The sequence below is a fragment of the Pantoea sp. M_9 genome (assembly GCF_008631385.1).
GTDB classification, from domain to species: Bacteria; Pseudomonadota; Gammaproteobacteria; order Enterobacterales; family Enterobacteriaceae; genus Pantoea; species Pantoea eucrina.
The window spans coordinates 184472-203808 of record NZ_VWUF01000004.1; the positions used below are offsets into that span (position 1 = coordinate 184472).

Annotated in this window: 20 protein-coding genes; 5 read left to right on the top strand and 15 right to left on the bottom strand. The window is 57.9% G+C overall.

Features of this window, described 5'->3' with window-relative positions; all coding sequences use genetic code 11:
* Positions 1–47 precede the first annotated feature (47 nt).
* The 6 genes from pgpA to nrdR all read right to left on the bottom strand — a co-directional run bounded on the left by pgpA (position 48) and on the right by nrdR (position 4109).
* Positions 48–539 (bottom strand): phosphatidylglycerophosphatase A, encoded by a 492-nt coding sequence (gene pgpA / locus F3I15_RS09575; RefSeq protein ID WP_065649963.1) that lies wholly within the window; start codon positions 537–539, stop codon positions 48–50.
* Complete coding sequence (gene thiL, locus F3I15_RS09580) at positions 526–1503, bottom strand: thiamine-phosphate kinase (protein WP_150017677.1); 978 nt, start codon at positions 1501–1503, stop codon at positions 526–528. Before thiL ends, pgpA begins: the two co-directional genes overlap by 14 nt.
* A gap of 45 nt (positions 1504–1548) precedes the next feature.
* Positions 1549–1968 (bottom strand): transcription antitermination factor NusB, encoded by a 420-nt coding sequence (gene nusB, locus F3I15_RS09585; protein ID WP_039382966.1) that lies wholly within the window; start codon positions 1966–1968, stop codon positions 1549–1551.
* A 19-nt stretch (positions 1969–1987) separates the two neighbouring features.
* The gene (ribE, locus tag F3I15_RS09590; RefSeq protein WP_039382965.1) at positions 1988–2458 is read right to left on the bottom strand and encodes a 6,7-dimethyl-8-ribityllumazine synthase; all 471 of its coding nucleotides are present in this window, start codon (positions 2456–2458) and stop codon (positions 1988–1990) included.
* A 94-nt stretch (positions 2459–2552) separates the two neighbouring features.
* Entirely contained in the window at positions 2553–3656 is a 1104-nt protein-coding gene (gene ribD / locus F3I15_RS09595; protein ID WP_150017679.1) for a bifunctional diaminohydroxyphosphoribosylaminopyrimidine deaminase/5-amino-6-(5-phosphoribosylamino)uracil reductase RibD, read from the bottom strand.
* A 3-nt stretch (positions 3657–3659) separates the two neighbouring features.
* On the bottom strand, positions 3660–4109 hold the full coding sequence (gene nrdR / locus F3I15_RS09600; protein ID WP_039382963.1) for a transcriptional regulator NrdR: 450 nt from the start codon (positions 4107–4109) through the stop codon (positions 3660–3662).
* Between the two features lie 172 nt (positions 4110–4281).
* On the opposite strand from nrdR, the gene lysM reads away from it, so the two are divergent.
* Positions 4282–4719: a peptidoglycan-binding protein LysM gene (gene lysM / locus F3I15_RS09605; protein WP_039382962.1), complete on the top strand. Its 438-nt coding sequence runs from the start codon at positions 4282–4284 to the stop codon at positions 4717–4719.
* A gap of 15 nt (positions 4720–4734) precedes the next feature.
* The gene (locus tag F3I15_RS09610; protein WP_150017681.1) at positions 4735–5286 is read left to right on the top strand and encodes a DUF3251 domain-containing protein; all 552 of its coding nucleotides are present in this window, start codon (positions 4735–4737) and stop codon (positions 5284–5286) included.
* 49 nt (positions 5287–5335) lie between these two features.
* Here the strand turns inward: F3I15_RS09610 and secF are convergent, their stop codons facing one another.
* The 5 genes from secF to queA form a co-directional block, all read right to left on the bottom strand.
* Entirely contained in the window at positions 5336–6304 is a 969-nt protein-coding gene (gene secF, locus F3I15_RS09615) for a protein translocase subunit SecF (protein ID WP_065649969.1), read from the bottom strand.
* A 10-nt stretch (positions 6305–6314) separates the two neighbouring features.
* Positions 6315–8162, bottom strand: a complete 1848-nt coding sequence (gene secD, locus F3I15_RS09620) for a protein translocase subunit SecD (protein WP_150017683.1) — start codon at positions 8160–8162, stop codon at positions 6315–6317.
* A 25-nt stretch (positions 8163–8187) separates the two neighbouring features.
* Positions 8188–8520: a preprotein translocase subunit YajC gene (gene yajC, locus F3I15_RS09625; protein ID WP_039382958.1), complete on the bottom strand. Its 333-nt coding sequence runs from the start codon at positions 8518–8520 to the stop codon at positions 8188–8190.
* 25 nt (positions 8521–8545) lie between these two features.
* The gene (gene tgt / locus F3I15_RS09630) at positions 8546–9670 is read right to left on the bottom strand and encodes a tRNA guanosine(34) transglycosylase Tgt (RefSeq protein ID WP_039385736.1); all 1125 of its coding nucleotides are present in this window, start codon (positions 9668–9670) and stop codon (positions 8546–8548) included.
* A gap of 71 nt (positions 9671–9741) precedes the next feature.
* A complete protein-coding gene (queA, locus tag F3I15_RS09635; RefSeq protein WP_150017685.1) occupies positions 9742–10821 on the bottom strand; it encodes a tRNA preQ1(34) S-adenosylmethionine ribosyltransferase-isomerase QueA in 1080 nt (359 codons plus the stop codon).
* A gap of 103 nt (positions 10822–10924) precedes the next feature.
* Between queA and F3I15_RS09640 the strand changes: the two genes are divergently transcribed.
* The 3 genes from F3I15_RS09640 to F3I15_RS09650 all read left to right on the top strand — a co-directional run bounded on the left by F3I15_RS09640 (position 10925) and on the right by F3I15_RS09650 (position 13701).
* Positions 10925–11506 (top strand): ACP phosphodiesterase, encoded by a 582-nt coding sequence (locus tag F3I15_RS09640; protein WP_150017687.1) that lies wholly within the window; start codon positions 10925–10927, stop codon positions 11504–11506.
* A 162-nt stretch (positions 11507–11668) separates the two neighbouring features.
* Positions 11669–12475, top strand: coding sequence for an inositol monophosphatase (locus tag F3I15_RS09645; RefSeq protein WP_150017689.1), 807 nt, complete (start codon positions 11669–11671; stop codon positions 12473–12475).
* On the top strand, positions 12472–13701 hold the full coding sequence (locus tag F3I15_RS09650; protein WP_150017691.1) for a histidine-type phosphatase: 1230 nt from the start codon (positions 12472–12474) through the stop codon (positions 13699–13701). The genes F3I15_RS09645 and F3I15_RS09650 overlap by 4 nt, the downstream gene beginning before the upstream one ends.
* Positions 13702–13985: 284 nt before the next feature.
* On the opposite strand, the gene proY is transcribed toward F3I15_RS09650, so the two are convergent.
* From proY to F3I15_RS09670, 4 genes are all read right to left on the bottom strand, one after another.
* Entirely contained in the window at positions 13986–15341 is a 1356-nt protein-coding gene (proY, locus tag F3I15_RS09655; RefSeq protein WP_150017693.1) for a proline-specific permease ProY, read from the bottom strand.
* 69 nt (positions 15342–15410) lie between these two features.
* Complete coding sequence (brnQ, locus tag F3I15_RS09660; protein WP_145339265.1) at positions 15411–16730, bottom strand: branched-chain amino acid transport system II carrier protein; 1320 nt, start codon at positions 16728–16730, stop codon at positions 15411–15413.
* Between the two features lie 401 nt (positions 16731–17131).
* Positions 17132–18238, bottom strand: a complete 1107-nt coding sequence (locus F3I15_RS09665; RefSeq protein WP_150017695.1) for a cobalamin-independent methionine synthase II family protein — start codon at positions 18236–18238, stop codon at positions 17132–17134.
* Between the two features lie 169 nt (positions 18239–18407).
* A complete protein-coding gene (locus tag F3I15_RS09670; RefSeq protein WP_150017759.1) occupies positions 18408–19328 on the bottom strand; it encodes a PstS family phosphate ABC transporter substrate-binding protein in 921 nt (306 codons plus the stop codon).
* Positions 19329–19337: the final 9 nt, after the last annotated feature.

Below are 19337 nucleotides of genomic sequence, written 5' to 3' on the forward strand. Positions count from 1 at the left end.
TACAAAAACATAACGTAGGGGGCGCATTCATGCGCCCCTGGCCACCCCTACAGCAGCAGGCCGGCGCCGTATAATACGGCTGCGGAGACCACGCCGGCGATGATATCGTCGACCATAATGCCCATTCCGCCATGAACGTTCTTGTCGAACCAGCGAATAGGCCACGGTTTCCAGATATCAAAAATCCGGAAGATGACAAAGCCAGCCAGCACCCACCAGCCGTTGAGCACCGGGATCGCCATGAGCGTGATCCACATGCCGATAAACTCATCCCAGACGATGCTGCCGTGATCGTGTACGCCCATGTCACGCGCGGTGCGATGACAGAGATAGACGCCCACGCTGATACCCACCAGCACCACCAGTGAATAGAGCTGCAGCGGCAGAAACGTCATCAGCCACCAGAACGGGATCGCGGCCACCGAGCCTACGGTGCCAGGCATAAAAGGGCTTAATCCGCTGCCAAAACCGGTTGCCAGCAGATGCCAGGGATTGCGCATCCGCAGACGACTTTTCGCTACATCTTTATCGCGCGTCAAAATGGTCAAATCCTTTATGGTTAAAGCGGCGCGGCTTACCGTGCTCCAGCAGCGTTAACCCTTCCGCTTCCGGGGCAATCTGCCCGATACAGGTATAAGGTGCGCCAAGCCGGCCCAGCGCCACATCCAGCGCGCCGCGGTTTACTTCAGGCACTGTGAAGCAGAGTTCATAATCTTCACCGCCGCTCAGCGCCCAGCGCAGCACCTGCTCTGGCGCAAAGTGATCGCGCAGCGTAGCGGAGAGCGGCAGCGCGTCGAGATTCAGGCGTGCGCCAACCCGGCTGGCCGTCAGAATATGGCCAAGATCGGAAATCAGGCCATCAGAGATATCGATTGCCGATGTAGCAAGGTTGCGCAGCGCCTGGCCCTGCAGCACGCGCGGCATTGGACGCAGATGACGCTTGATCAGCACCTCATGCACCGCCGGATCGTCAAGACGATGATGATGCTGCAGCAGCGACAGTCCCGCCGCGCTGTCACCCAGCGTGCCGGTAACGTAGATCCAGTCACCCGGCTTTGCACCGGAGCGCTTCAGCGCGCGCCCGACAGGCACCAGCCCGTGAATACCCAGCGTCAGGCTGAGCGGACCACGCGTGGTGTCGCCCCCAATCAGCTGCATATCGTAGTAGTCGAGCAGCTCAAACAGGCTGTTGCTGAAGCCCGCCAGCCAGGTCTCATCGACCTCAGGCAGCGTCAGCGCCAGCGTCAGCCATGCCGGATCGGCGCCCATCGCAGCTAAATCGCTGAGGTTTACCGCCAGCGCCTTATAGCCGAGGTCGGCCGGATGGATATCGCATAAGAAATGGACGCCCGCTACCAGCGTATCGGTGCTGATAGCGAGGGTCTGTTTGTCAGGAACGTTCAGTAACGCACAGTCATCACCAATGCCCTTCTCCACGTCGCGACGGGAGCTGGTTACACGGTTGAAATAGCGTGCGATCAGTTCAAATTCACCACAGGACATAAATCAGGTCTCAATGAAAAAAGGCCGGTCACCCGGCCTTCTGCACTACTTTCTGTTTGGTCGTATTTGCGGAGCGGCTTTATCCAGCACGCCGTTGACAAACTTATGGCTGTCTTCAGCGCCAAACACTTTTGCCAGCTCAATACCTTCGTTGATGGCGACTTTATAAGGCACATCCGCACGCTTGCTCAGCTCATAGAGCGAAAGGCGCAGGATCGCTTTTTCTACCTGACCCAGCTCTTCAAGCTGGCGCGACAGCCAGGGTTTCATCAGGCCATCCAGGTACGCGCTGTTGGTCGCCACACCGGCCAGCAGTTCGCGGAAATAGCTAATATCGACGTCTTTGACGTCTTGTTCCGCCAGAAACTGGTATTCCACATCGGCAATGTCGTTGTTGGACAACTGCCAGGAGTAGAGCGCCTGGACAGCGCACTCACGGGCGCGACGACGAGCAGCAGGTTTCACAAAATTCCCCTTACAAAAATCAGGCTTTAATGGCTTTCAATACGTTGATCATTTCAAGTGCGGTCAGCGCGGCTTCTGCGCCTTTGTTACCCGCTTTCGTGCCGGCGCGTTCAATCGCCTGCTCGATATTTTCGGTGGTCAGAACGCCGAAGGTGACCGGGATTTCGCAGCTCATTGCCACGTTAGCGATACCGGAGCTCGCTTCACCTGCCACATATTCGAAGTGGGCAGTGCCGCCACGGATCACCGTGCCCAGCGCAACAATCGCGTCGTGCTTACCGGTATTCGCCAGCGCGCGTGCGGCCAGCGGCAGCTCATAGGCGCCCGGCACCCAGACCACGGTAATGTTTTCAGCTTTAACCTGACCGATACGCTTCAGCGCATCTACCGCGCCATCCAGCAGACTGTCATTGATAAAGTTGTTAAAACGCGCAATCACGATGGCAATTTTAGCATCAGGCGTGGCAACAGCAGCTTCGATAACGTTCATACATATCCTTTGGGTGTGTGTTTTATAGCCCCCGCAGAAGGGGGCGGATTCTATCATACTCTTTAGCCCGGCGCTCAGGCTTTTCCGTGCATGCTTAACGCAGGGTCAGGGTAAGACGCAGATCGTCACCCACTTTGCGCACATCACGAAAATCGAGGCGCGGCGCAGCGCTCAGCGCCTCCAGCCCGGGCAGCGTACAGAGCCCGCGTCCGGCGTCGCCAAGCAGCACCGGTGCGATATAAACAATCAGTTCATCTACCAGTCCGGCCTGAATCAGCGCGCCCGCCAGGCCCGCTCCTGCCTCGACCCAGACACTGTTAATCTGGCGCTGACCAAGCAGCATCATCATGGCAACCAGATCAAGCTGTTTGCCGCGCGGCGGCACCGCAATCTGCGTTACGCCCTCCGGCCACGCGGCGTCATCAGGAGCGGTACGCATCAGCCAGCTCTCACCCGGCTGATGAATCAGCCGGTGCTGCGGCGTCACGCGCTGCTGGCTGTCAACCACCACCCGCACCGGCTGCCGCAGAGTCTGCGTATCCAGCTGCTGGCGAACGCTGTCGCTGAGTTCATCTGCGCGTACCGTGAGTGACGGATCGTCAGCCAGCACGGTAGCGCTGCTGGTAAGAATGGCGGAACTCTGCGCGCGGAACTGCTGCACATCCCGGCGGGCGGCCGCCGAGGTGATCCACTTGCTCTCACCGCTCGCCATCGCTGTGCGCCCATCCAGTGAAGCGCCAAGCTTGAGCTGAATCCAGGGAAACCCGGTGCGCATACGCTTGAGAAAACCGCGATTGAGCGCTTCTGCTTCCGCCATCATCAGCCCGTGACTCACCTCAATTCCCGCCTGCTGCAGGCGCCAGAGACCGCGTCCTGCAACCTGCGGGTTAGGATCCTGCATGGCGGCTACCACGCGGCTGACGCCAGCGGCAATCAGCGCATCGCAGCAGGGTGGCGTCCGGCCATGATGGCTGCACGGCTCCAGCGTAACGTAGGCGGTTGCGCCGCGCGCCTGCTCTCCGGCCATGCGCAGCGCATGCACTTCAGCATGCGGTTCACCCGCGCGCTGATGCCAGCCTTCGCCGACAATTGTGCCGTCACGCACGATCACGCAGCCGACATTGGGGTTTGGCGTGGTAGTGAAACGACCGCGTCGCGCCAGTTCCAGCGCGCGCGCCATATAGCGAGCATCGGTCATGATTCAGTCCTGTAAGCGGGCGATCTCTTCGCCAAAGTCGCGAATATCTTCAAAGCTGCGGTAGACCGAGGCGAAGCGGATATAGGCGACCTTATCCAGTTTTTTTAGCTCTTCCATCACCAGGTTGCCAATCAGCTTGCTGGCAATCTCACGTTCGCCGGTCGCACGCAGCTGGGTTTTAATGTGATTGACTGCGCTATCGACCGCATCAGCACTGACGGGACGCTTCTCCAGCGCCTTCATCATACCGCTGGTCAGCTTATCTTCGTTAAAAGGCTCACGCACGTCGTTGCTTTTTACCACACGCGGCATCACCAGCTCCGCCATCTCAAATGTGGTAAAGCGCTCATGGCAAACCAGACACTGACGGCGGCGGCGCACCGAGGAACCTTCACTGACCAGGCGTGAGTCGATCACTTTGGTATCCACAGCGGAACAGAATGGGCAATGCATGACGTTTCCTGTCGCGAGATTTTGGGCCACACAGTGTAACGCGAACTCACATTTAACAAAACAGAGGCCGCCTGCCTGGCGATTTTTTCAGCGCTCATAACCGCTTCTGCCGGAAAATTTTAAAAACGCACTACGCTTAAAGAGCCAATCCGGCACAATCACAGGAGGAACTATGGGTCTGTTTAACTTCGTCAAAGAAGCAGGAGAGAAACTGTGGGACAGCGTGACAGGCGGTGATGACTCCAGCAAAAAGCTGCAGGACCACATTAACAAGCTCGGCCTGCCAGACAGCGATAAAGTCAACGTAAATGTGCAGGGTGATACCGTGACCGTCAGCGGCGACGGCATTTCACAGGAGCTTAAAGAGAAGATTCTGGTGGCAGCGGGTAACGTTGCCGGCATCACTAAAGTGGATGATAAAGTTACCGTCAGCGATACCGCACGCGAAGCCAACCTCTACACAGTGAAGAAAGGCGACACCCTGAGCGCTATTTCCAAACAGGTCTACGGCGATCCGAATCAGTACAACAAAATCTTTGAAGCTAACAAGCCGATGCTGAGCCATCCGGACAAAATCTATCCGGGCCAGGTACTGCGAATTCCGGAATAAGGTGCGGGAGAGAGCATGATACTCAGGAGCTTACCGGTTCCGGCAGTGCTGTCGCTGCTGCTGCTGAGCGGCTGCAGCACCCCGCCTCCTGCCCCGCAGGTCAGAGAGCTGCATCAGGAGGTGAGCCAGCTCAATCAGCAGATGCGTCATCTCACCCGCCGCGCCAGCGCGCTGGAGCAGCAGGGCCAGCTTAACAGCCGCTCCACTCAGGGCGCATGGCTGGTGCCCGGTTCCGCAACGCCGGTTGATCTGGAGACGCAGCTGGGTACGCTGCGTCTCTCACTGCTGAAGGTGAGTGCAGAAGCTAATGGCAGCCAGGCCAGCCTGGTTATCCGCTCTGCTGATGACAAGTCGCTACCGGCGCTGAGCGCGACCGTGGTGTGGGGTGAAAGCGATCCCGCCAGCGGTCAGCCGCTGGCCGCCGACAGCCTGAGTCAGCGCATCAGCGTGCCCGCCAGCCTGATGCCGCGCAGCACGGTAACGGTGCCGCTGCGCCTGAGTGATCTGACACCGGATCGGCTCGGCTATGTGCGCGTACATGAGGTAACGGCAGACGCCGTGCCATAAAAAAAGGCCCTTCCGGAGAAGGGCCTTTTTGCATGGGTCAGCGCCGGGCTTACGGCAGAATAGAAGGCTGATCGGCGCCCTCTTTTTCCACTTTCTGCACCAGCATGTGCTCACGCTTCATCCCCAGCTTCAACGCCAGCGCTGAAGAGACGTAGATGGATGAGATCGTACCGATGGTCACACCAATCAGCATCGTGAGCGAGAAGCCTTTCAGCAGCGCGCCGCCAAAGATGAACAGGATCAGGATCATCGCCAGCGTGGTGATAGAGGTGATCAGGGTACGGCTCAGCGTCTGGGTCAGCGACACGTTGGTGATATCGTAAGAAGAACCGCGACGGATCTTACGGAAGTTCTCACGAATACGGTCAGAAACCACAATCTTATCGTTAAGCGAGTAACCAATTACCGACATCAGCGAGGCAACGATGGTCAGATCGATTTCGATGCTGAACAGCGCCAGCAGGCCGCAGGTGATGATAACGTCATGCGCCAGCGCCAGTACGGTGCCCAGCGCCAGACGCCATTCAAAGCGAAACCCGATGTAGATCAGAATGGCGATCAGCGCAGAGAGCAGCGCCATCGCCCCCGCCTGCGCCAGGTCGCTACCTACGCTTGGTCCGACAAACTCAATGCGTTTTACCGTCGCGTTCTGCTGCGTGGTCTGGTTGATAGAGGACAACACCTTGTTGCCCAGCTCCTGACCCGCATTGCCGGTCGCAGGTGGCATCCGCACCATCACGTCGCGGCTGCTGCCAAAGTTCTGCACCAGCGGCTCGTCAAAGCCCGCTTTTACCAGCCCTTCGCGCAGCGCATCGAGGTCTGCAGGCTTCTCCAGGTTAATCTCAATCACCGTACCGCCGGTGAAATCGAGTCCCCAGTTAAACCCGCGCACGCCGATAATGGCGATTGACGCCACGATCAGCAGACCCGAGATGATAAACGCCAGCGTATCCCAGCGCATAAAGTCTACGACCTTACGCCCGTGGTTCAGCTGTTCAATACTATATTCCTGTGCCACAACGCACTCCTCAGATAGACAGCTTGTTGATGCGTTTGCCGCCGTACACCAGGTTAACGATGGCACGGGTGCCGACGATAGCGGTAAACATCGAGGTTGCAATACCGATAGCGGTGGTGATTGCAAAGCCTTTGATGGAGCCGGTACCAACCGCATAAAGAATGATGACTTTAATCAGCGTGGTGACGTTGGCGTCGACGATACTGGAGAAGGCGCCTTTGTAGCCCTCATGAATCGCCTGCTGTACCGAGCGTCCGTTACGCAGCTCTTCTTTAATACGTTCGTTAATCAACACGTTGGCATCTACGGCAACCGCCAGCGTCAGCACGATACCGGCAATACCCGGCATGGTGAGCGTGGCGCCTGGCAGCAGCGACATGATGCCGACAATCAGCACCAGGTTACACAGCAGCGCGCTGGTCGCGATCAGACCAAACTTTTTGTAGAACACCACCATAAAGATGATTGAGGCGATCAGACCCCACAGGCAGGCTTCCAGACCCTGGGTGATGTTCTGCTGACCCATAGTCGGGCCAATGGTACGCTCTTCGACAATCTGAATCGGCGCAATCAGCGCACCGGCACGCAGCAGCAGCGACAGCTGACGCGCTTCGTTCGGGTTGCTGATACCGGTGATGCGGAAGCTGTTACCCAGCCGTGACTGAATGTTCGCCACGTTGATCACTTCTTCCTGCTTCGCCAGAATCGCTCTGCCGTTGGCATCTTTCTTACCGCTGTCCTTGTACTCCACAAACAGGGTCGCCATCGGCTTGCCGATGTTGTCCTTGGTGAAGTTCGACATGATGTTACCGCCCGCGCCATCCAGTGAAATATTCACCTGCGGCTGGTTGTACTCATCCATGCTGGACGTGGAATCGGTGATGTGATCGCCGGTAAGAATGACGCGCTTATAGAGCACAACCGGCTGCCCTTCCCGCGTTTTCTTCACTTCTGAGTCACCCGGTACGCGTCCATTTGCCGCAGCACCCGGATCCACGCTGGTGTTAACCAGACGGAACTCCAGCGTCGCGGTGGCACCAAGGATCTCTTTCGCACGCGCGGTATCCTGGATCCCTGGCAGCTCAACCACGATGCGGTCGGCACCCTGACGCTGCACCAGCGGCTCGGCAACGCCCAGCTGGTTAACACGGTTACGCAGGATATTAATATTCTGCTGTACCGCATATTCCCGCGCTTCGCTCAGGCGCGCATCGGTCATCACCGCGCGCATTGCATCGCTGCCCGCACTGGTGAATACCATATCGCGGTGGCGTGGCGTCAGGTAGCCGATCGCGTCATCGCGGCTTTTAGCGTCGCGGAAACGCACTTCCACACCGTAGTTAGCGAGTTTGCTGACATTGGTATAAGGAATATTCTTTTCACGCAGATCGCTGCGCAGGCCGTCTGCATTCTGCTCCTGCAGCTTGCCCAGTGCGGTATCCATATCCACTTCCATCAGGAAGTGCACCCCGCCCCGCAGGTCCAGGCCGAGTTTCATCGGTTCCGCTGCCAGCAGAGTGAGCCAGCGCGGCGTGGCCGGAGCGAGGTTGAGGGCTACCACGAAATCGTCACCCAGCGCAGTTGTAAGCGCTTCGCGCGCGCGCAGCTGCACATCGGTGTTATCGAAACGCGCCAGAATAGCGCCATTTTCCAGTGCGAGGGATTTGCTCTGAATGTTGTCTTGTTTGAGTACGTTCTGGATCTGATCCAACGTCTGCTCACTGGCGGCGCTTCCGCGCGCACCAGTGATCTGAACGGCCGGATCCTCACCATAAAGGTTAGGAAGCGCATACAGCAGGCCGATGAGAATAACGACGACCAGCATGATGTACTTCCACAAAGGATAACGGTTTAACACGGCAGTTCCCTTCGGGAAGATAAAATTACAGCGCCTTCATCGACCCTTTCGGCAGGACGGCGGCCACGAAATCACGTTTAATCACTACTTCAGTGGTGTCGTTCAGGGCGATAGCGATATAACCGGTATCAGCAACTTTAGTGACACGACCCACCAGGCCGCCGTTGGTCAGCACTTCATCCCCTTTCGAGATGGAGTCCATCAGCTTTTTATGATCTTTGGCGCGCTTCTGCTGCGGACGCAGGATCATGAAGTAGAAAATCAGACCAAAAACCACCAGCATGATCACCAGAGAATACGGACTTCCCTGTGACGGAGCGCCCGCTGCTGCGACGGCGTCAGAAATGAAAAAGCTCATTTAATTTCCCTCATTGATAGAATAATCAGACGTTTAACGGTGGAACCGCTTTGCCCGTCCGTAGGTAGAACTCGCTAACAAAGTGCTCTAATTTACCCTCTTCGATGGCCTGGCGTAAACCCGCCATCAGACGCTGGTAATAGCGCAGATTGTGAATCGTATTCAGGCGTGCGCCCAGTATTTCGTTACAGCGATCAAGATGATGCAAGTAGGCGCGGCTGTAATTGCGACAGGTGTAACAATCACACTCCGCATCCAGCGGTGCGGTGTCATCTTTATACTTCGCGTTGCGGATTTTCACCACGCCGTCGGTAACAAACAGATGACCGTTGCGCGCGTTGCGGGTAGGCATGACGCAGTCAAACATATCGATACCGCGGCGTACGCCTTCCACCAGATCTTCTGGCTTTCCGACGCCCATCAGATAGCGCGGTTTATCCTGCGGAATTTGCGGGCAGACATGTTCCAGAATACGGTGCATATCCTCTTTAGGCTCACCCACCGCGAGGCCGCCCACAGCGTACCCATCAAAGCCAATCTCTACCAGACCTTTGACGGAGACATCTCGTAAATCTTCGTAAACACCGCCCTGGATAATCCCGAACAGCGCATTTTTATTACCGAGCGAATCAAAGCGATCGCGGCTGCGTTGTGCCCAGCGCAGCGACATCTCCATCGAACGTTTTGCATAATCCCAGTCAGCCGGATATGGCGTGCACTCGTCGAAAATCATCACGATATCGGAGCCGAGATCGTACTGGATCTCCATCGATTTTTCCGGATCGAGGAAGATCGGATCGCCGTTGATGGGGTTGCGGAAATGCACGCCCGCTTCGGTGATTTTACGGATATCACCCAGGCTAAATACCTGGAAGCCGCCCGAATCGGTCAGAATCGGTCCCTGCCAGTTCATAAAGTCATGCAGATCGCCGTGCAGCTTCATGATCTCCTGACCCGGACGCAGCCAGAGATGGAAGGTGTTGCCCAGCAGGATCTGCGCACCGGTCTCTTTCACCTCTTCCGGCGTCATGCCTTTAACGGTGCCATACGTGCCCACCGGCATAAATGCCGGGGTTTCAACCACGCCGCGATCGAAAACCAGACGTCCGCGACGCGCGCGTCCGTCTGTGGTATCTAATTCAAATTTCACATTAACCTCATCAGAGAAACAGTCTGATTTACCCGGCTGAACCCGCGCCACCCGCAGGCGGCACCGGAACATTAAGGGTGTGTGCTTCCGACAGGTTCGTCAGGAGCGTGCGGATTACGGGTGATGTACATTGCATCCCCGTAGCTAAAGAAACGGTACTGCTCGGCCACCGCGCTCTGGTACGCCGCCATGGTGTTTTTATAACCGGCAAACGCAGAAACCAGCATGATCAGCGTCGATTCCGGCAGATGGAAGTTGGTAATGAGCGCATCGATAATCTGGTAGCGATAGCCCGGATAGATAAAGATCTGCGTATCATCAAAGAAAGGCGCCAGTGGCGCATCCTGACTCGTCTGCGCGGCGCTCTCCAGCGAGCGTACCGACGTGGTCCCCACCGCGACAACTTTATTACCGCGTGCTTTACAGGCCAGCACCGCGTCAACCACATCCTGCGGCACCTCTGCATATTCCGAGTGCATGATATGGTCATTGATATTTTCAACGCGCACCGGCTGGAAGGTCCCCGCCCCAACGTGCAGCGTCACAAACGCCATCTCCACCCCTTTGGCTTTCAGCGCCTCCAGCAGCGGTTCATCAAAGTGCAGCCCGGCGGTTGGCGCAGCCACCGCGCCAGGACGGGCGCTGTATACCGTCTGGTAAAGCTCGCGATCGGCCTCTTCATCCGGGCGATCGATATAGGGCGGCAGCGGCATATGGCCTACGCTATTGAGAATATCGAGCACCGCGCGTTCATCGGTAAAGGCGATCTCAAACAGCGCGTCGTGCCGCGCCACCATGGTCGCTTTTACGCTCTCATCATCGCCCAGCAGCAGCTCAGCGCCCGGCTTTGGCGCCTTTGAGGCGCGCACGTGCGCCAGCACCCGCTTGTCATCCAGCATACGCTCTACCAGCATCTCAATCCGGCCGCCGCTGGCTTTACGTCCATAGACGCGCGCCGGGATCACCCGCGTATTATTGAACACCAGCAGATCGCCGGGATTAAGCTTCTCCAGCACATCGGTAAAGACACCGTGCGTCAGGGCGCCGCTCGGGCCATCAAGGGATAGCAGACGGCATCCGCTGCGCTGCGCCTGGGGATAGTGGGCAATCAGGGATTCGGGCAACTCAAAGCTAAAATCGGCGACACGCATGTATAACTTTTTCCGGACTCAAAAACAGGCGGCATAGTTTAGCGGAAAAGTGGGAAATTCTGAACAACTGGCTGCAGAGACGCGATTCTGCCTATAATAGCGCATGAATTTTCTTGCTCACCTTCATCTTGCCACGCTGGCAGAAAGCTCGCTGCTGGGCAACCTGCTGGCCGACTTTGTGCGCGGCAACGTTCAGGCGCAGTGGCCGGCACCGGTCGCAGCGGGGATCGCTCTGCACCGCCGTATCGATGTGCTGACGGACAACCTGCCTGAAGTGCGTACCGCCCGGCAGTGGTTTCGTCCGGAAACGCGGCGCGTAGCCCCGATTACGCTTGATGTGATCTGGGATCATTTTCTTGCGCGCCACTGGCAGCAGTTTCAGCCCGATATCTCACTCGCCGCCTTTAGCGAGGCCGCGCAGCAGCACATTGTGCCGCAGCTGGCGGGAACGCCAGAAAGCTTTATTGAGCTCAACGCGGTGATGTGGCGCGAACGCTGGTTTGAACACTACGCAGAACCGGCGCGGCTGGAGCGGGTGCTGCGCGGCATGGCATATCGCCGTCCCCGTCTTGCGGCACTGCGCGACTCCTATCAGGATTTTGTTGAACACTACGACGCGCTGGAAGCGCTGTTTTTTGCTTTCTATCCGCGTCTGATAGCGGATGCTCGCGCGCAGCGCCTCTGAATCCGTAATCCGCGCCAATACCTCTTCTCCCCTCTTGCCAGCCGCATATATCTGCGGCTTAATGAAGCCTTTCTTAACTTTACCAGACCCGGCCACACCACCATTCCGCCTGTTCAGGCACGTCTGGTTACTACACCAGCCAGAAAATGATAAGAGGGAAACATGTCATCAGCTACGTTAACTGAATTAGAGGCGCGCTATCAGTTTGCCTGCGAGGTCGCCAGAGCCGCTGGCAGTCGCGCCATGTCGTGGTATCAGCAGCGTAACCAGCTGGTTGCAGAATATAAGAAGGATTTACAGGATCTGGTCAGTGAAGCTGACCGCAACGTTGAGGAGTTAATCCGGCACCTTATCCTTGAACGCTTTCCTGAAGACGCGGTTATCGGTGAGGAGAGCGGCGGAGACGCCGGACAGGCACGCTTTATCTGGGTTGTTGACCCGATTGATGGCACCAGCAACTTTCTCAGCGGGCTGCACAACTGGTGCGTGGCGCTGGCGATTGTGTGTGAAGGCGAACCGGTTATTGGCGTGGTCTGCGATCCCAATCATCAGGAGATCTTTCACGCCTGCCGGGGCAAAGGCGCATGGATGAATGAGCAGCGTATCCGGGCACACAGCGCCAGCCAGCTGAGCCAGGGGCTGTTTGGTCTGGGCTGCTCCACCAGTCAGCCTGCGGCTCCGCTGCTCGACTTTATCAGCGCGCTGCTGCAGCAGGGCGGCATGTTTATCCGCAACGGTTCCGGTGCGCTGATGAGCGCGTGGGCGGCGGCCGGGCGGCTGACCGGCTATTACGAAGCGCGTATGCAGCCGTGGGACGGTCTGCCCGGCATCATACTGATGCGGGAGGCAGGTGGAGAGACCAACCGTTATGAGCAGAACAATGGCCTGACGCAGGGCAATCCGGTACTGCTGGCTAACGCCACGCTCTGGCCGCAGATCAATGCGCTGCTGGCGGAGTCGCTGACGTGAAATCGCTGCTGATATTGCTGCTGCTGCCGCTGCTCGCCACCGCAGCCGATCCCTGGCAGCTGGAAAAGGTGGTGGAGATCGGCCGGCACGGCGTACGTCCTCCGACGGCGGCTAACCGGGCAGAGATTGAAGCGGCCACGCAGCGCCCCTGGCCGCGCTGGAGCACGGCAGATGGTGAACTTACCGGTCACGGCTACAGCGCGGTAGTGAATAAAGGACGCTGGCAGGGTAACTATTACCGTCAGGCGGGCCTGCTCCACGCGGGCTGCCCTGACAGCCGGCAAATTTATGTGCGCGCCAGCCCGCTGCAGCGCACGCGGGCCACGGCTCAGGCGCTGACTGACGGCGCGTTTCCCGGCTGCGGTGTGCCGGTGCACGTTGTCGCTGATGGGCCGGACCCTCTGTTTCAGAGCGATAAATTTCCGTTTGCCCGGACCGATCCTGCCCGCGAGCAGGCAGCGATTGCCGCACGGGCTGGCGACCTTGCTGCGCTGCAGCAGCGACTGCAGCCGGCGATCCGGCAGCTGAATGCGGCGGTCTGCGACGGCGATTGCCGCTTTTTTTCGCGCCCGTGGCAGCTGAAGCAGACCCGGAGCGGCCACAGCTATATTCAGGGATTAAGCGTGATGGCGAGCATGGTGGAAACGCTGCGTCTCGGCTGGAGTGAAAATCTGCCGCCGGAGGCGCTGGCGCAGGGGCGCCTGAACAGCGCGCAGCAGATTACGGCGCTGCTGCCGCTGCTCACCGCCAATTACGATCTGAGTAACGATGTCCCTTATCTGGCACAAAAGCGCGGCTCACTATTGCTCGATGCGGCGATTGCGGCGCTCGAAGATCGCCCCGGCTCGCCCGATACCCGCTGGCTGCTGCTGGTGGCCCACGATACCAATATCGCGATGGTGCGCACCCTGATGCATTTCAGCTGGCAGCTGCCGGGCTACGCGCGCGGTAATATCCCGCCGGGCAGCAGCCTGGTGTTTGAGCGATGGCGCAATACGCGTGATAACAGCCGCCGGCTGCGCATTTATTTTCAGGCGCAGAGCCTGGATGCGCTGCGCCAGCTCGCGCCGGTGGATCGCCAGCACCCTTTACTGCAGGCAGAGTGGCATCAGCCAGACTGTCACGACAGCGCTATCGGCACGCTCTGTCCTTATCAATCGACGCTGGCTCAGCTCAGAAAAGAAATCGACAGCAGCGCCCTCGCCCCCGTCACGTGGGCTCCCTGAATCAGTTGCACCTTTGTTCAGCCCGCCATGCGGGCTTATCAGTTTCCCGGCCGCCTCTTCGTTCTGCTGAAGCGTTTTTAGGGCTGAACTGCGATAATTCTATATTTGTCCGCTGTGACATAACGCTATGAAATTTAGCGTATTCTGAGTGCGTCAATCATCCCTTAGTTTTGACCTATTTTTCCGTTTTGGTTCTATTTTTCGGCGACAGGATGCGCCGAATACTTTTTTTCCCATAAAAAAAGTCGCCACACAGGGCGACTCTTTTCTTTTTAGCCTGACGCTCAGCGTTTCTGCCTTTTCACCAGCGGCCACGCCAGCAGCAGCAGCACAATCCAGGCAAAGCCCACGTAGAGTGAAATTCGCGTATCAGGGAAATAGCCAATCAGCGCAATGATAAAGGCGAGAAACAGCACGCCTGCCCAGGTGGTGGCACTGCCGCCCGGTACGGCAAACTGCAGCTGCGCCGCCTGCGCCTTGCCAATTTTGCGCCGGAATGCAATCTGCGACAGCAGGATCATGATCCATACCCAGACCGTGGCAAAGGTCGCCAGCGAGGCGATCACCAGGAAGACTTTTTCCGGCATCAGGTAGTTCAGATAGACGGCGATAAGCATCGCAAACATCATCACCACCACCGTCACCCACGGGATGCCGCGCGAAGAGACTTTCTGGAACACTTTAGGCGCATGGCCCTGTTGCGCCATACCGTGCAGCATACGCCCCACGCCAAAGACATCGCTGTTGATGGCAGATAGCGAAGCGGTCAGCACGACAAAGTTAAGAATTGACGCCGCCGCTGCAATACCCAGGTGCTGGAACGTCAGCACAAAGGGGCTGCCCTCGGTACCGACCTGATTCCACGGATAGATCGACATAATGACAAACAGCGTACCCACATAAAACACCAGGATACGCAGCGGCACCGAATTGATCGCGCGCGGAATCGATTTGGCGGGCTCATCCGCTTCACCGGCGGTGATACCGATGATTTCGATACCGCCATAGGCAAACATCACCATCTGCAGCGAGAGCAGCATACCCACAATACCGTGAGCGAAGAAGCCACCGTTGCTCCAGAGATTATGGATCCCGGTCGGCGTTCCGCCGTTGCCGATGCCCCAGAAAATCATGCCAAAGCCCGCCACAATCATGATGATAATGGTGGCGACCTTAAAGAAGGAGAACCAGAACTCTACTTCGCCAAACACCTTCACGCTCATCAGGTTGATGGCGCCGATAATCAGCACTACCGACAGCACCCAGATCCAGTGCGGCACATCCGGAAACCAGACGCCCATATAGATGCCAAACGCGGTGACGTCCGCGATCGCCACAATCAGGATCTCAAAGCAGTAGGTCCAGCCGGTGATGTAGCCCGCCAGCGGACCGAGATAATCCTGCGCATAGCGCGAAAAGGAGCTGGATTGCGGATTGTTAACCGACATCTCCCCCAGCGCGCGCATGATGATATAGGCCACCGCGCCACCAATAATATAGGCCAGCAAAACGCTGGGTCCCGCCATCCTGATAGCATCCGCCGAGCCGTAAAACAGCCCGGTGCCGATTGCCGATCCCAGCGCCATAAAGCGAATATGGCGCGTGCTCAGTCCGCGTTTGAGCGTGTTGGTTTCTTGCATAACAAACAGGTCCTGTGAAAATGAAAAAACCACGGGCAAGCCCGTGGTCGGAATGAACAGCCGTGTCGTTTACTGCCGGACAACTACCTGCTGTGGTCCTTTAACGCGATCTACCACGGCAGCAATCACCATCATTGCCAGCGAAGGCGGCAGCCAGGCGAGTCCCTGGTCGGCCAGCGGCAGATGCTGGCTGAACAGCGGCAGTATCTCTTTAAAGCTGGTGGTTTTGATTGCATCCACAATGCCAAACAGCAGGCTGACCAGCATGGTTGGCGCAATAATACGCGAGCTGCGGTTCCACCAGTTGAGGGTGAAGCTTAGCACTATCAGCACGATACAGGGCGGATAAATTGCTGTCAGCACCGGGATGGAGATCTGAATCAGATGGCTCAGCCCCAGATTTGACACCACCATCGAGAACAGGCCCAGAATAAACACCAGCGCTTTGTACGAGAGCGGCAGATACTGTGCAAAGAACTCAGCGCAGGCGCAGGTCAGGCCAACGGCCGTTACCATGCAGGCGATAAAGATCAGCGCAGCGAGGAAGAAGCTGCCCATGCTGCCAAACGTCTGCTGTACGTAAGCGTGCAGAATGGCGGCGCCGTTGGCATTCTGGTCAACCAGGCCGGCACTGCCGGAGCCGAGCTTGAACAGGCTGAGATAGACCAGCGTCAGTCCGACACCGGCGATCAGGCCAGCCAGCATGGTGTAGCGCGTCAGCAGTTTCGCATCTTCAACGCCGCGGGAACGCGCCGCATTCACAATCACGATACCAAACACCAGTGCGCCCAGCGTATCCATGGTGAGATAGCCATTTACAAAACCGGTAGAGAACGCCGCGCGCTGATAGTCTGCCGTCGCAGGCGCAATACCGCCCGCCGGCCAGACCAGCGCGGCAACGCCGAGTATGGTCAGCGCGACAATTTTCAGCGGCGCCAGCACGTGTCCGACGGTATCCAGCAGCTTGCCCGGATAGAGGGAGATCCCGATCACCAGCGCAAAGTAGATGAGGCTATAGATAAACAGCGGCAGCGGGCCGTCACCGGTCAGCGGAGCGATACCGACTTCAAACGAAACGGTCGCAGTACGCGGCGTCGCAAACAGTGGGCCCACGGCCAGATAGCAGACCGTTGCCAGCAGCAGACCCGCTGCTTTACCGATTGGCGAACTGAGCGCATCGATGCCGCCGCCAACGCGCGCCAGCGCGATCACGGTCATGACCGGCAGGCCGACCGCGGTCGCGAGGAAGCCGAGTGCGGCGACCCAGACGTGTTCACCAGACTGAATTCCCACCATTGGTGGAAAGATAATGTTGCCTGCGCCAACGAACAGGGCAAAGGTCATAAAGCCCAGCGCAAGGATGTCCCTCGAGGTTAAACGGTATGTCATAACTTCTGTCGTGCCTGTAGCTGATGTTGCGGTGGAAGTTGAGTTTGTGTTGTCCCCTGATTGCGCGATAACAATGGCTTAGCTGGATTACCCAGTGCGAAATGCGGGCCGAATCGAGACAGCGCAGGTGATTTAATCTGCTTTTCTTCTGTTCACAGAGGGATGAATCGACAACGGCGCAAATTAAAACGTTTATAGCGGAGAAAGACAATACAGGATCGAAAAACCAGAAGGATATCGCGCATAAGCGTATGCAGGCAGTGAATATGGGCGAAATAGCCGCTAAACGCCTCAGATGATTTGTTTAAAATTCAGACAAAGCGAAAGTTGTTCTTGCATAAGTGCGGTTCCGGATGCACAAAAGGCGCGATTTACGCGCCTGTCTGCACAACTTTACACTCTCACCACACCTGTTTAGCAATATCCACCACCAGACGGATCTTCTGCCACTGCTCCGCTTCGCTCAGGCTATTACCCTCTTCGGTGGAAGCAAAGCCGCACTGTGGGCTGAGGCAGATCTGATCGAGGCTGACATACTGCGCCGCTTCCTGCAGCCGCGCTTTGACCTGTTCAGGATCTTCCAGCGCGCCGGTTTTGGTCGTGATAAGACCCAGTACCGCTTTCTGATGACCTGGCTTAATAAAGCGCAGCGGCTCAAATCCGCCGGAGCGTTCGTTGTCATACTCCAGGAAAAAGGCGTCGATATTCACGCCGCCAAACAGGATCTCCGCTACCGGCTCATAGCCGCCTTCTGATATCCAGGTAGAACGGAAGTTACCGCGGCACACGTGCAGCCCGACGGTGAGATCGGCCGGTTTATCTGCCAGCGCCGCGTTCAGCACCTGCGCATAAGTGCGGGCCAGCGCCTGCGGATCGTCGCCGCGTGCGCGGATCTGTTCCTGCTGCTCCCCGGAGCAGAGATAGGCCCAGACGGTATCGTCGAGCTGCAGATAGCGGCAGCCGGCAGCATAAAATGCGGCAATGGCGTCTTTATAGGTCTGCGCCAGATCGGCAAAGTAGGCATCCAGATCGGGGTAAACCGTGGCGTCGATAACCTTGCGACCGCCGCGGAAATGCAGCACGCTCGGGCTGGGAATCGTCATTTTAGCGACCGCGTCGCCGGCGATACTCTGCAGAAAGCGGAAGTGGTCCAGCATCGGATGCGCCGGATTAAACGAGACTTTACCGGTGACTTTTACACCGTGCGCTTTGGTCTGCACGCCGTTGAACTGGATCCCCTGCTCCGCTTCAAACAGCTCTACGCCATTCAAATCGCCAAAGAAATCGAAGTGCCACCAGGCGCGACGGAACTCGCCGTCGGTGACAACCTGCAGGCCATTGGCACGCTGCTGCGCGACAACATCGCGAATAGCCTGGTCTTCCACTTCGCGCAGCTGCTCAGCGCCAATCTCACCACGGGCGTGCTGTTCGCGCGCCTGTTTGATCGCAGCGGGACGCAGAAAACTGCCGACGGTATCGGCGCGGAACGGGGCGTGCTGAGCGGGCATAGATTCTCCTTGCAGACCGGTAGTTGCGGTCAGGTATAATTTCTTCTGGTTATTTCAGCCATCTGGATGGCTATATGTCCAAAGAGTGCCACGCTTCCGCGCCCGGGGCAACGGAAGAATTTTCAGCAGACATGAAGAAAATTCATTTTCCTGTGCACGCGCTTTCTGCTTACTCAATGGCCGCCCGTGCAGCGGAGATTTGCGCATCGGAGAGAGGTAAATAGCCCGCTTCCGCCACTCGCCGCTGGCCCTGCGACGACAGTACCTGATGCAGAAACGCCGCCACCAGCGGCGGCAGCGGCTTGCCCGGCGGTTTATTCACGTAGATATAGAGTGGCCGGGACCAGGGATAGCGGCCGCTGCGGATGGTATCGGCATCGGGCATAATGCTTTCGCCGGTTCGCGTCACAATCGGCACTATCTTCACGCCGCTGAGATGAAAGCCAAAGCTGGCGTAGCCGATACTCTCTGGCGTGGTCGCAACCGCCTGCACCACGGCAGCTGAACCGGGAAACTCCGCCACGTCAGCGCGAAAATCGCCGCGACAGAGCGCCTGCTGTTTGAAGAACCCCCAGGTGCCGGAGGCGGAGTTGCGGCCAAAGCGCTGAATGCGCCGCTGCGCCCAGTTATCGTCTGTCACGCCCGTATCGCCCCAGCGCTGCGGAACCTGCGTGCCGCCGCACAGGCGGGTAACAGAATAGAGCGCATCAAGCTGCGGCTGGCTGATACGCTGCAGCGGATTAGCCTGGTTCACCACCACGACCAGCGCATCCATGGCGACCGGTACGGCGAGCGGCGGATAGCCGTAGCGGGCAATGAACAGCTGTCGTTCATCGTTCTGCATCGGCCGGCTCATCGCGCCCAGCTGTGCGGCACCCGCAGCCAGCGCCGTTGGCGCGGTTGAAGAGCCCGCCGCCTGTACCTGAACGTTGACGCCGGGCGCCTGCAGGCTGAAATCTTCCCCCCACAGCGTCATCAGGTAGCCCAGCGTATCTGACCCGGCGCTGCTGAGGTTGCCGGTCAGCATCGCTTTTTGCGCCTGCGCCAGCACAGAGAAGAGCAGCAGAAGTGTGAACAGCAGAGATTTCAGCATGGAGCC